Here is an 11,702-nt window from a genome sequence, read left to right as displayed (position 1 = left end):
CATTCGAACATCGGCTTCGCTGAGGCCGACCATCTCCTTGCGGGCAGCCGCCGCCGTTGGATCAACCTTGGCGATACGCGACGTGTCGTCGGGAACGACGCAGGAAGACTGGATGGCGACACAGAGAGCAGCGAGGCCAAGCTTTCGAATGCAGGAAAATATCATGCCGACTGTCAGATTTGCCCGATTGTCAGATTTTGCGTGGCGCCCGCCGCTCCTTTCTACCTAGGCAGACAGGCGAGCGGATCAACCCGTTCAGCTTCACGAAAAAGTGGCTGTGGCTGCATCATGGCCGGTCGGGAAGCCAACGCCCTGGCGGAAGCGGGCTCGCGCCGGAACGGCGCGCCAAGGTCCGCATCCATGGTCACCCATCAATGACCCTGCAACTGTTTCCGCCGCCAGGACGCGGGCGCTTCGCCGACCCGCGCGCGAAAGAATCGTGAAAAATACGCCGGGTCGTCGAAGCCGATCTCGTAGGCGATGTCCTCGACCGAGCGTACGGTGAACAACAGCAGCCGCTTGGCCTCCAGCAGCCGTCGCTCACCGACGACGCGTTTGACGCCGCTGCCCAGCACCGCGCGGCTGGCCTTGTCGAGAAGATGCGGCGTCGTGGCCAGCGCCTCGACGTAGCGATCAACAGGCCAGTTGTCGCGGAAATGCGCATCGGCGAGCCGGCGCAGCCCCAACGCCAGTGAGGCATCAGAAGACGCCGTGGCATCCTTTGTCTCGGGACTGAGGCGCGCGATGTGGGAGAGCGCGACGGCGATCAGCGCCTGCAGGACCCTGTCTTTGCCGGCTTGCGCCTCGGCGTATTCGGCGGCGATCATCTCCAGCACCGCCGCCAATCTGGCCCACGCTGCGTGCTGCGGCATGCCGTCGGCAAAGACCGGCCGGTCCAGCGGCAGCAGGCTGTGAGCCGCGATGGCCGCAAGCGCGCCGTCGGCGACCGAGACGACGATGGCGTCGGTGCCGGGGCCGATCGAGAAGCCGTGCACGATAGTGCTCGGCACGAAACTCACGGCAGGCGCCGAAAAGTCCCAGGATCGGTCTTCGATGCGGTAGGTACCGGAGCCGCTGGTCCAGAAGGTGATCTGACCCATCTGCGGGTGCTTGTGCGCGGCGACCTCACCAAGATGGATATTGCCGCGCGCAAGCACCGTCTCGACATGCAGAAAACCGACATCGAGCGGCCGCACCGGCTCGCCATAGACGAAGAAGTCGGGGATGGATCTCTGGCTCATGACGCCGGAAAAAGTCCAATCGGTTTTGCCGTTCCGTCCATAACCGATCGATGCCCAGGGCGCTAGGGTTACGGCTTAAGAGGAGGACCATCATGCGATCAGAAGACTTCCGCACCGATAAGGCACGCCCATTCACCGGGGCCGAGTATCTGGAGAGCCTGCGCGATCGCCGCGAGGTCTATATCAACGGCGAACGCATTGCCGACGTCACCACGCATCCGGCGATGCGCAATTCGGCGCGGTCGCTGGCGCGCCTCTACGACGCCCTGCATGATCCAAAGCGGCGGGACGCGCTGACGTCACCAACCGACACCGGCTCGGGCGGCTACACCCACAAATATTTCCGCGTTGCCAAGTCTTCCGCCGAGCTTGTTGCCCAGCAGACGGCGATCGCGGAGTGGTCGCGCATGTCCTATGGCTGGATGGGCCGCACGCCCGACTACAAGGCGGCGCTGATGAACACGCTCGGCGCCAATGCCGACTGGTACGGGCCGTTCAAGGACAATGCCCTGTCCTGGCACAAACGCGCGCAGGAAGCCGCGTTGTTCATGAACCACGCCATCGTCAACCCGCCGATCGACCGCCACAAGCCGGCCGAACAGGTGAAGGATGTCTTCGTCCACATCAACAGGGAGACGGACGCCGGCATCTACGTGTCCGGCGCCAAGGTGGTGGCGACGTCCTCGGCGCTGACGCACTACAATTTCCTGGCGCAAGGGTCGGCGACGGTGACCGAGGATCCGTCGCTGTCGGTGATGTTCATCGTGCCGATGAATGCGCCGGGGATAAAGATGTTCTGCCGCGTCTCCTACGAGCAGACGGCCAACACGGTGGCGGCACCCTTCGACTATCCGCTGTCGTCGCGCTTCGACGAGAACGACGCGATCCTGGTGCTCGACAATGTCTTCATCCCCTGGGAGGACGTGCTGGTGCTGCGCGATGCGCAAAAAATCCTGTCCTTCCATCCGGCCTCCGGCTTCATGCATGGCTACTGCTTCCAGGGCTGCACGCGTTTCGCCGTCAAGCTCGACTTTCTCGCCGGCCTGCTGGCCAAGGCGCTGCGCGCCACGGGCGGCGATGCTTTCCGCGGCAACCAGGCGGCACTGGGCGAGGTCATTGCGCTCAGGCACATGTTCTGGAGCTTTTCCAACGCCATGGCCTACAACCCGATCCCATGGGCGAATGGCGCCGTCCTGCCCAACCTCGAAGCCGCCCTTGCCTACCGCACCTTCATGTCGGAAGCCTATCCGCGCGTCATCGACACCGTGCGCCGGGTGATCGCCTCGGGGCTGATCTACCTGCCGTCGTCGGTGCGCGACTTCAACAACCCCGAGATCGACAAATATCTGGCGCAATATGTGCGCGGCTCCAACGATATGGGCCACATCGAACGCATCAAGATCATGAAGCTGTTGTGGGATGCGACCGGCACCGAGTTCGGCGGCCGCCACGGGCTCTATGAGCTCAACTATGCCGGTGCGCCGGAAGAGGTACGGCTGCAGGTGCTGAAAGGCGCCGAGCGCGGCGGGCGGCTGAAGGCGATGGAAGAGCTGGTCGACACCTGCATGGCCGATTATGACGAGAATGGCTGGACCGGCGATACCTGGTTCAATCCGCTTGTCTCAACGGCCGAGTGAAATCACATGGCCACGCAGATTTCGAAAGCCGATTTCCGCGACGCCATGGCGAGGGTCTGCGCGCCGGTCAACATCGTCACCACAGACGGGCCGGCAGGACGCGGCGGCTTCACCGCCACCGCCATGTGCAGCGTCTCGGACGAGCCGCCGACGCTGCTCGTGTGCATGAACGGGCGCTCGACCCAGGCCGCCATGTTCCTGTCCAACCGGCGCTTCTGCGTCAACGTGCTGACGCATGACCACATGCATCTGGCGGGAAAGTTCGCCGGCGCGACCAGGGACATGGAGGCGCGCTACGCCTCGGCGCGCTGGCAGACGCTGACCTCCGGCACGCCGGCGCTGTCGGATGCGATCGTCAACTTCGATTGCGAGATCGAGACCGTGCATGTCGTCGGCACGCACAATGTCATGATCGGCCGCGTCATCGATGTCCGGCACGGCAGCGGCGGCTCGGCCCTGCTCTATGTCGACCGGAATTATACGCAGCCGACACGGTTGGGCAGCTTTGGCGGGTGAGCCTGGACGAAACGGCCAGGACCGACCGCTCAGCTCTCGCCGTCGATCAAGCTCTCCAAGAGGTCGAGGAGCTGCTCCAGCTTCTCATGCCCAAAACGCTGTTCGATGTCGTCATAGATGACGCGACGCTCGGGCGACAGGGCGTCGATCAGGGCGGAGCCGGCAGGCGCAATGGTCAGCACGACGCGGCGGCCGTCGCCTTCGGCCTTGTTGCGGGTGATGAATTTGCGTCCCTCGAGCGCCTTGATGATGCGCGTCAGGCTGGGCGGCAAAACCGAGGCGCGATCGGCAAGTTCCGTCGCCTCGACCGGGCCGGCTTCGCTGAGCACACGCAGCACGCGCCATTGCTGTTCGGTCACGTCATGCGCCGCAAGCATCGGCCGAAACCGCGCCATCACCGCTTCGCGGGCATGAAGCAGCGCCATCGGCAGGGAACGACGGGTATTTTCAGGCAGCAAAAAAGAGCCTCCCACGCTTGCGATCGAAACAGGCCTTCCCTCGGCCGAATCCGCCAGCCGGGGCCCGTTCCTGCCATCCCGTATCGTTGCGCCAAGGCCGATGCAAGACTTGACTTCGCGGATGCGGCATGTAATTAACGCGTTAACTACAACAAAGCAATAACCCAGGGAAACGAAGCGCCGTGCCTCACTTCTCCATCGAGTATTCGGCCAATCTCGATGCCAAGGTCGATATGGACGAATTGTGCGCGCTGGTGTTGCGCACAGTGCTGGACACCGGGCTGTTCGAGACCGGCGCCGTGCGGGTGCGGGCCTTTCGCGCCGAGGCCTACGCGATGGCCGACAGCCTGCCGGAAAACGCTTTTCTCGACATGTCGTTTCGCATCGGCACCGGCCGCAGCCCGGACGAGAAGAAGCGGACCGGCGAGGCTGTCTTCGCGGCGGTGAGCGAATACCTTGCCACCCTGTTCGAGACCCCGCATTTCGCCCTGTCGCTCGAAATCCGGGAAATCGACCCGGTGCTCAGCTGGAAGAAAAACGCAATCCACCCGCGGCTGCGCGGCAAGTGACGGAACCCGACATGTCCGACCTGCAAGGCAATCTGAAAAAGGCCGAGGCCTATCTGGCCCGCTTCAAGCGCGATGGCGTTTTGAACCAGATCGGCGGCGAGGCGGTGCCGGCCCTCGATGGCGCGACGTTCGAAACGCTGTCGCCGGTCGACCTCAAGCCGCTGGCAAGCGTCGCGCGCGGCGGGGCCGCCGACATCGACCGCGCCGCCAAGGCGGCGAAGGCGGCGTTCCCAGCCTGGGCAGCCATGCCTGGCGAGGCACGCAAGAAGCTGCTGCACAAAATCGCCGACGCAATCGAAGCGCGCGCCGAGGAGATCGCTTTTGTCGAATGCATGGATACCGGCCAGGCGCTGAAGTTCATGGCCAAGGCAGCGCTGCGCGGTGCCGAGAATTTCCGTTTCTTCGCCGACCGCGCGCCCGAAGCGCGCGACGGCGAGACGCTGCGTACGACAGGCCAGGTCAATATGACGACGCGCGTTCCGATCGGCCCGGTCGGCATCATCACGCCGTGGAACACACCGTTCATGCTGTCGACGTGGAAGATTGCGCCAGCGCTGGCGGCCGGCTGCACCGTGGTTCATAAGCCGGCTGAATTCTCGCCGCTGACCGCCCGCCTGCTGGTCGAGATCGCCGAGGAGGCCGGCCTGCCGAAAGGCGTATGGAACCTGGTCAACGGCCTTGGTGAAGACGCCGGCAAGGCGCTGACCGAGCATCCCGACATCAGGGCGATCGGTTTTGTCGGCGAAAGCCGCACCGGTTCGATGATCATGAAGCAAGGCGCCGGCACGCTGAAGCGCGTGCATTTCGAGCTTGGCGGCAAGAACCCTGTGATCGTCTTTGCCGACGCCGATCTCGAGCGCGCCGCCGACGCCGCCGTATTCATGATCTATTCGCTGAATGGCGAGCGCTGCACCTCGTCGTCGCGGCTTCTGGTCGAAGCCTCGATCTATGAAAGCTTCACCGCCAAAGTCGCGGAGAGGGCGAAGCGCATCGTCGTCGGCCACCCGCTCGATCCGAAAACGGTGGCCGGGCCGCTGATCCATCCGGTGCATGAAAAGAAGGTGCTGTCCTATATCGACATCGGCAGGTCGGAGGGGGCGACGCTGGCCGTCGGCGGCGGCAAGGTCGATGGACCGGGAGGCGGCTGTTATGTCGGCCCGACCCTGTTCACCAACGTGACCAACGGCATGCGCATCGCGCAGGAGGAGATTTTCGGGCCGGTGCTGAGCGCCATTGCGTTCAACGACGAGGCGGAAGCGCTGGCGCTGGCCAACGACACGCAATACGGCCTGACCGGCTATCTCTGGACCTCTGACGTCACCCGCGCCTTCCGTTTCACCGATGCGCTGGAGGCCGGCATGATCTGGGTTAACTCCGAGAACGTGCGGCATTTGCCGACCCCCTTCGGCGGCGTCAAGAATTCCGGCATCGGCCGCGACGGCGGCGACCATTCCTTCGACTTCTACATGGAGACGAAGAACGTCGCCTTCGCGACGACGGCGCACGCGATCCAGAAACTCGGCGGCTGACCGGAGGAAATCGGATGCCCTTGCCCAAACCCAATCTCTACCCCGCCTTCAACATCGTGCGCCTCAGCCATGTCGAGTTGGCTGTCACCGACCTCGCCAAATCCCGCGCCTTCTATGTCGACACGCTCGGCCTGCAGGTTACCGACGAGACATCAGGCGCCATCTACCTGCGCGCCATGGAGGAACGTGGCCATCACTGCATCGTGCTGCGCAAGGCGACGACGCCGGAAGCGCGCGACCTCGGCTTCAAGGTCTTTTCGGACGAGGACCTCGATAAGGCCGAGTATTTCTTCAAGGGCAAGGGCCTGCCGGTGGAATGGGTCGAGCGGCCCTACCAGTCGCGCACTTTTCGGACGCGCGACCCGCACGGGATTCCGCTGGAGTTCTATGCCCAGATGGAAAGGCTGCCGCCGATCCATCAGAAATATGCGCTCTACAAGGGCGTCAAGCCGCTACGCATCGACCACTTCAACTGCTTCTCGCCCAATGTCGACGAGTCCGTCGCCTTCTACAACGAGCTCGGTTTTCGCGTCACCGAATACACCGAGGATGCCGCAACCGGGAAGCTTTGGGCAGCTTGGACGCATCGCAAGGGCGGCGTCCACGACATCGCGTTCACCAACGGCATCGGCCCGCGCCTGCATCATGTCGCCTTCTGGGTGCCGACGCCGCTCAACATCATCGACCTGCTCGACCTGATGGCGACCACGGGCTATTTGCCGAACATCGAACGCGGCCCTGGTCGGCACGGCATCTCCAACGCCTTCTTCCTCTATGTCCGCGACCCGGACAACCACCGTATCGAGATCTACTGTTCGGACTACCAGACGGTCGATCCGGACCTGGAGCCGATCAAGTGGGACCTCAAGGACCCGCAGCGCCAGACGCTGTGGGGCGCACCGGCGCCGAAAAGCTGGTTCGAGGAGGGCAGTGCGTTTGCCGGGGCGGAGGCGCGCCAGCCGGATTTGGCGGCTTCGCCGATCATTGCGCCGTGAGTGGGATTTTGGAGATGTCAGCGTTCCGTGGCGCCCCCCTCTGTCCTGCCGGACATCTCCCCCTCAAGGGGGGAGATTGGCTAGGCCCATGGTCAGCGCCTCTGTTGCAGCGTTGGAAATTGGCGAAGGCAGAGATGACATCCGATCTCCCCCCTTGTGGGGGAGATGTCCGGCAGGACAGAGGGGGGCGCCGTAGAGCGCCATCCTCGCCCACCACCATTGCCGGAGCCGCAGCATGAAACACGCACGGCTCGCCACCTTCACCGTCGGCGGCAAGGCGCGCTATGGCGCGGTCACCAGCAAGGGTGTCATCAACCTGTCGGCGCGCCACGGCCAGTGGCCGACGCTGCGGGAAGCGATCGAGGCCGGCGCCTTGCGGCGGCTGGCGGAAGAGGCCGAGGCCTTCCCGATCGATTTCCCGCTCGACGCCATTGCCTACGAAATTCCGATCCCTTCGCCGGAAAAGATCATCTGCGTCGGCGTCAACTATCCGGACCGCAACGAGGAGTACAAGGACGGCCAGGCAGCACCCTCGAATCCGTCGCTGTTCGTCCGTTTTCCCCGCTCCTTCGTCGGCCATGGCGCGCCGCTGGTGCGGCCGCCGGAATCCCCGCAGCTCGATTATGAGGGCGAAATCGTCATCGTCATCGGCAAGGCGGGACGGCGCATTGCCGAGGCCAACGCGCTCAGCCATATTGCGGCATTGTCGCTGTGCAATGAAGGCACCATCCGCGACTGGGTGCGGCATGCCAAGTTCAACGTCACGCAAGGCAAGAATTTCGACCGCAGCGGCTCGATCGGCCCTTGGCTGGTGCCGTTCACCGACGCGGAGCAGATCGCCGACATCGCGCTGACCGCCCGCGTCAATGGCGAAATCCGCCAGCAGGACCGCACCAGCCGGATGATCTTCTCGTTTCGCAAGATTATCGCCTATGTCTCGACCTTCACCACGCTGGTGCCGGGCGACATCATCGTCACCGGCACGCCGACGGGCGCCGGCGCCCGCTTCGAGCCGCCGATCTGGCTGAAGCCGGGCGACGTCATCGAGGTCGAGGCAGACGGCATCGGCGTGCTTCGCAACAGCGTCGTCTACGAGGAAGCAGCCTGACCCCGGAGCAAGTGGAAGACGCCGCGGCACGGCTGTTCGAGGCCGAGCGTTCACGCCGCCAGATCCGGCTGCTCAGCCTCGATTTTCCCGAGACGACGATGGAGGATGCCTATCGCGTGCAGGCAGCGCTGGTGACGCGCAAGATCGATGCCGGGCTGAAGCCGAAGGGCTGGAAGATCGGCCTCACCTCCAAGGCGATGCAATATGCGCTCGCCATCGACACGCCGGATTCGGGCGTGCTGTTCGACGACATGTTCTTCAATGACGGCGCGTCGGTTCCGGCCGGCCGCTTTATCCAGCCGCGCGTCGAGGCCGAGATCGCCTTCGTCATGAAGGCGCCGCTGAAAGGCCCCGGCGTGACGATCTTCGACGTGTTCAACGCCACCGACTACATCACGCCGGCGCTCGAAATCCTCGATACGCGCATCGAGCGCGTCAATGCGGAGACGAAGAAGGCGCGTACCTTCTTCGACACCATTTCAGACAATGCCGCCAATGCCGGCATCGTCATCGGCGGCCGGCCGCAGCGGCCTGATGAGACCGACATGCGCTGGATCGGCGCCATCGTTTCGCGCAATGCCGAGGTCGAGGAGACCGGGCTTGGCGCCGGCGTGCTCAACCATCCGGCGATGGGCATTGCCTGGCTGGCCGACAGGCTCGCCCGCTACGGCATGTCGATCGCTGCCGGCGAGGTCGTTCTCTCCGGGTCGTTCGTGCGTCCGGTCGAGGCGCGACCCGGCGACACGATCGTCGCCGATTTCGGCAGTTCGGGCACGGTCAGCATCCCTTTCGCGAAGGGCTGACGGTTCCGCCAGTTCTTATCAATCGGCCTTATTCGCCATGCAGATAGGCAATCACCACATCGGCTGCGATGGCCGACATGCGCAAGCCGACCTCCCTGGTGATGTCGCCTTCGACGCGGCTCTGCACCCAGCCGAGGAAGGCGAAGGCCCGCAAGGCAGAAAACAGCGGCAGCGCGGCGATGTCGCGCGCCGTCAGTTCGCGCTCCTGCCGATAGCCCTTGAGCAAAGCGTCCTCGATCAGCGGATAGATCGCCTCATCGCGGTTCTGGTAAAGCGCGACGGCAAGGTCGTACATGTGCCAGCCATGGCCGCAATCGTCGAAGTCGATGATGCGGATCGCACCATCATGGACGAGCACATTCTCGCGCACCAGGTCGGCGTGGATGATGCCGAAATTGCGGGCACTGCGTTCATACGTCAATAGCGCGCGCACGGCCTTTTCGCGCGCCCGCAAAACCAGCTCCCGGCGAGGACCGTCGAGGAAGGGCGAGGTCTCGAAACGCCCCCAATTCGGGTTCGCGCCGAAGAAGCCGTCGAAATCCCAGGCATGGCGGGCAAAGCCGGACGGAGGCGTCCAGGCTGCTGTGACATTGTGCATGTGGGCGATGGTTCGCCCGATCTCGGTAAAGATCTGTCTTGCCTGCTCGGGCGTAAAATCCAGCGGCACGCCTCGCGCGCCGACGGCGCGGCCTTCCAGCCAGCTCAGGCAATCGACTTGCCGGGGTTGCATTGAGGCGTTCGCGCTGACAAGCACGAACAGATCGCCAGCCGGCGTGGCGACCGCAGATGGCGTGGCGATGCCGGCCGATTGCAGAAAACCCATCCATTGCAGTTCCGAGCGCAGGGCGGCGTCCGTGTGATAGCCAAACCGGTGAATGCGCATGGCGGCCGGCTGGCCATCGGGCAGACGGATCCGGAAGACCGCGTTCTCGCGGAATTTCAGCAGCTCCGGCTCACCCTCATCAATGCCCCAATGGGCGAGCGCGCGCCTGGCCAGCGCCGTGACGTCGGCTGCCGTCTCGGGTTCGGATTGCGCGGAGACTGCGCTCACGCCTTCACTCCGCCGACTTCGCCAAGCACTTCTTCGAGGACGCCGATCAGGAAGTCGGCATTGTCGCGGGAGAACGGCATTGGCGGGCGGATCTTCAACACATTGCCGTGGATGCCGGTCTTGCCCATCAGCACGCCGCGCTGGCGCATCCGGTTGGCGACCTGCTCGGCAATGTCGGGCGCCGGTTCGCGCGTCTTGCGGTCGTGAACCAGTTCGGCGCCGAAGAACAGGCCAGCGCCCCTGACCTCGCCGATACATTCATGGCGATCGGCGAGCGGGCGCAGCAGGTTGAGTGCATAGGCGCCGACGTCACGCGCGTTGGCAACGAGATCTTCCTGCTCGATGACGTCGAGAACGGCATTGGCCACCGCGCAGGAAACCGGATTGCCGCCGAAGGTGTTGAAATAACGGAAGGCGTTGCGGAAGGTCGCCAATATCTCCCTTGATGTGACCACGGCGGCGATTGGATGGCCGTTGCCCATCGGCTTGCCCATGGTGACGATGTCGGGAACGAAGCCTGCGCGCTGGTGGCCCCAGAAATGACTGCCGGTGCGGCCGAAACCAGGCTGCACCTCGTCGGCGATGACCAGTCCGCCGGCGTCACGCACCGCGCGCATCGCGTCGTCGAAAAAGCCGGATGGGAGCGTCGGAAAGCCTTCATTGGCGAGCAGCGGACAAAGGATGATGCCGGACAGGCCGATACCGTCCTTTGCCAGCGCGGCGATGGCTTCGCGCACTGCGTCGCCAAAGGCTTTGCCGTTGGCCATCGCAGCCGGATGGCGATAGCTGTCAGGCGCCGGCACCAGCCTGACATTGCGGGCGCGGCCGCCGACCGGCGGCATGCGGGTGCTGAGCTGCGAAACCGCCGCGGTGTTGCCATGATAGGTGGCGTCGGTGGCGATGATACCCATGCGGCCGGTGGCGGCCTGCGCCATGCGCAGCGCGATGTCGTTGGCCTCGCTGCCGGTGCAGGTCAGGATGGCGGTCGACAGGCTGGCATCGAAGGTCGCGGTCAGCCGCTCGACATAGTCGAGGATGGCGGTGTGAAGATAGCGCGTGTGGGTGTTGAGCAGGCTTGCCTGCCGGCACAGGGCCTCGACCACATAGGGGTGGCAGTGGCCGACATGGGCGACGTTGTTGTATGCGTCGAGATATTTGCGGCCGTCGGCATCGTAGAGCCAGACACCTTCGCCGCGCACCAGGTGCACGGGCTCGTCATAGAACAATTGCGATTTCGCACCGAGCAGGCGCGAGCGCCGGCTAACCAACGCTTCTTGCGGTTGAGTCATTGCGTCTCGAAACTCCGTTCTCTCCAATAACCGTCAGACCTTCGACAGGCCTGCATCCAATGCTTCGCCGATCCTCGCGACATCCGCGGCGCTGACGATAAGCGGCGGCGACAGGATGATGGCGTTACCGGAGACGCGCAGCATGACGCCGGCCTCGTAGGCCGCCTCCGAAACCAATGCCATGGTCTTCTTGTCGGCGGGCTTTTTCGTCGCGCGGTCCGAGACCAGCTCCAGCGCCGCCATCAGGCCCTTGTACCGGACATCGCCGACGATCGCATGCTTCGCCTTCAGCCCCTCCAGCACGGCTGCGAGTTCGACACCACGCGCGGCCGCGTTCTCGTTCAGGCGCAGCCGTTTGGTCTCGGCAAGCGCCGCGGGTCTGGCGGCGCAGCCGACAGGATGGCCGGAATAGGTATAGCCATGGCCGATGGCGCCGAAGCTGGTCTTGTCGGCCTCGAAGACATCGGCGCCGAGCGGGAAATAACCCGAAGTGATCGCCTTGGCGA

General features: G+C 64.3%; 12 protein-coding genes. 7 read left to right on the top strand and 5 right to left on the bottom strand.

Annotated features, from left to right (window positions below; translation table 11 throughout):
- Window positions 1-371 precede the first annotated feature (371 nt).
- Window positions 372-1,241 carry a helix-turn-helix domain-containing protein gene (locus EN884_RS09815; RefSeq protein ID WP_013528539.1) on the bottom strand — a complete coding sequence of 290 codons (870 nt, stop codon included), beginning with the start codon at window positions 1,239-1,241 and terminating at the stop codon, window positions 372-374.
- A gap of 92 nt (window positions 1,242-1,333) precedes the next feature.
- Between EN884_RS09815 and EN884_RS09810 the strand changes: the two genes are divergently transcribed.
- Both EN884_RS09810 and EN884_RS09805 read left to right on the top strand, forming a co-directional pair.
- A complete protein-coding gene (locus EN884_RS09810; protein ID WP_063169701.1) occupies window positions 1,334-2,878 on the top strand; it encodes a 4-hydroxyphenylacetate 3-hydroxylase N-terminal domain-containing protein in 1,545 nt (514 codons plus the stop codon).
- Between the two features lie 6 nt (window positions 2,879-2,884).
- Entirely contained in the window at window positions 2,885-3,394 is a 510-nt protein-coding gene (locus EN884_RS09805; RefSeq protein ID WP_013528541.1) for a flavin reductase, read from the top strand.
- Window positions 3,395-3,423: 29 nt separating this feature from the next.
- On the opposite strand, the gene hpaR is transcribed toward EN884_RS09805, so the two are convergent.
- Window positions 3,424-3,819: a homoprotocatechuate degradation operon regulator HpaR gene (gene hpaR, locus EN884_RS09800; protein ID WP_224620863.1), complete on the bottom strand. Its 396-nt coding sequence runs from the start codon at window positions 3,817-3,819 to the stop codon at window positions 3,424-3,426.
- Between the two features lie 215 nt (window positions 3,820-4,034).
- Here hpaR and EN884_RS09795 point away from each other — a divergent pair, with 215 nt between their 5' ends.
- From EN884_RS09795 to hpaH, 5 genes are all read left to right on the top strand, one after another.
- Complete coding sequence (locus tag EN884_RS09795; RefSeq protein ID WP_013528543.1) at window positions 4,035-4,421, top strand: 5-carboxymethyl-2-hydroxymuconate Delta-isomerase; 387 nt, start codon at window positions 4,035-4,037, stop codon at window positions 4,419-4,421.
- An 11-nt stretch (window positions 4,422-4,432) separates the two neighbouring features.
- On the top strand, window positions 4,433-5,950 hold the full coding sequence (gene hpaE / locus EN884_RS09790) for a 5-carboxymethyl-2-hydroxymuconate semialdehyde dehydrogenase (RefSeq protein ID WP_063170418.1): 1,518 nt from the start codon (window positions 4,433-4,435) through the stop codon (window positions 5,948-5,950).
- Between the two features lie 14 nt (window positions 5,951-5,964).
- Window positions 5,965-6,945: a 3,4-dihydroxyphenylacetate 2,3-dioxygenase gene (gene hpaD / locus EN884_RS09785; RefSeq protein WP_063169700.1), complete on the top strand. Its 981-nt coding sequence runs from the start codon at window positions 5,965-5,967 to the stop codon at window positions 6,943-6,945.
- A 235-nt stretch (window positions 6,946-7,180) separates the two neighbouring features.
- Window positions 7,181-8,053, top strand: coding sequence for a fumarylacetoacetate hydrolase family protein (locus EN884_RS09775; protein ID WP_128360540.1), 873 nt, complete (start codon window positions 7,181-7,183; stop codon window positions 8,051-8,053).
- Complete coding sequence (hpaH, locus tag EN884_RS09770) at window positions 8,050-8,856, top strand: 2-oxo-hept-4-ene-1,7-dioate hydratase (RefSeq protein ID WP_128360541.1); 807 nt, start codon at window positions 8,050-8,052, stop codon at window positions 8,854-8,856. Before EN884_RS09775 ends, hpaH begins: the two co-directional genes overlap by 4 nt.
- Before the next feature lie 28 nt (window positions 8,857-8,884).
- Here hpaH and EN884_RS09765 read toward each other — a convergent pair whose 3' ends face one another.
- The 3 genes from EN884_RS09765 to EN884_RS09755 all read right to left on the bottom strand — a co-directional run.
- Window positions 8,885-9,907: a phosphotransferase gene (locus EN884_RS09765; RefSeq protein WP_063169697.1), complete on the bottom strand. Its 1,023-nt coding sequence runs from the start codon at window positions 9,905-9,907 to the stop codon at window positions 8,885-8,887.
- A complete protein-coding gene (locus tag EN884_RS09760; protein ID WP_063169696.1) occupies window positions 9,904-11,196 on the bottom strand; it encodes an aminotransferase class III-fold pyridoxal phosphate-dependent enzyme in 1,293 nt (430 codons plus the stop codon). The genes EN884_RS09765 and EN884_RS09760 overlap by 4 nt, the downstream gene beginning before the upstream one ends.
- Before the next feature lie 33 nt (window positions 11,197-11,229).
- Window positions 11,230-11,702: aminotransferase class III-fold pyridoxal phosphate-dependent enzyme (locus tag EN884_RS09755; protein ID WP_128360539.1), on the bottom strand; the 473-nt coding region annotated here is incomplete at its 5' end.

Source organism: Mesorhizobium sp. M7A.F.Ca.AU.001.01.1.1, assembly GCF_004022735.1.
Classification (GTDB): domain Bacteria; phylum Pseudomonadota; class Alphaproteobacteria; order Rhizobiales; family Rhizobiaceae; genus Mesorhizobium; species Mesorhizobium ciceri.
Note: the sequence above shows the minus strand (reverse complement) of the source record. Positions and strands in the feature narration are given on the sequence as shown.

What these genes read in the sequence shown, in the direction of transcription:
- hpaD (WP_063169700.1), top strand. Translation starts at nt 5,965, where the DNA reads ATGCCCTTGCCCAAACCCAATCTCTACCCCGCCTTCAACATCGTGCGC.
- EN884_RS09805 (WP_013528541.1), top strand. Translation starts at nt 2,885, where the DNA reads ATGGCCACGCAGATTTCGAAAGCCGATTTCCGCGACGCCATGGCGAGG.
- EN884_RS09760 (WP_063169696.1), bottom strand. Translation starts at nt 11,196, where the DNA reads ATGACTCAACCGCAAGAAGCGTTGGTTAGCCGGCGCTCGCGCCTGCTC.
- EN884_RS09810 (WP_063169701.1), top strand. Translation starts at nt 1,334, where the DNA reads ATGCGATCAGAAGACTTCCGCACCGATAAGGCACGCCCATTCACCGGG.
- hpaR (WP_224620863.1), bottom strand. Translation starts at nt 3,819, where the DNA reads ATGGCGCTGCTTCATGCCCGCGAAGCGGTGATGGCGCGGTTTCGGCCG.
- EN884_RS09815 (WP_013528539.1), bottom strand. Translation starts at nt 1,241, where the DNA reads ATGAGCCAGAGATCCATCCCCGACTTCTTCGTCTATGGCGAGCCGGTG.
- hpaE (WP_063170418.1), top strand. Translation starts at nt 4,433, where the DNA reads ATGTCCGACCTGCAAGGCAATCTGAAAAAGGCCGAGGCCTATCTGGCC.
- EN884_RS09775 (WP_128360540.1), top strand. Translation starts at nt 7,181, where the DNA reads ATGAAACACGCACGGCTCGCCACCTTCACCGTCGGCGGCAAGGCGCGC.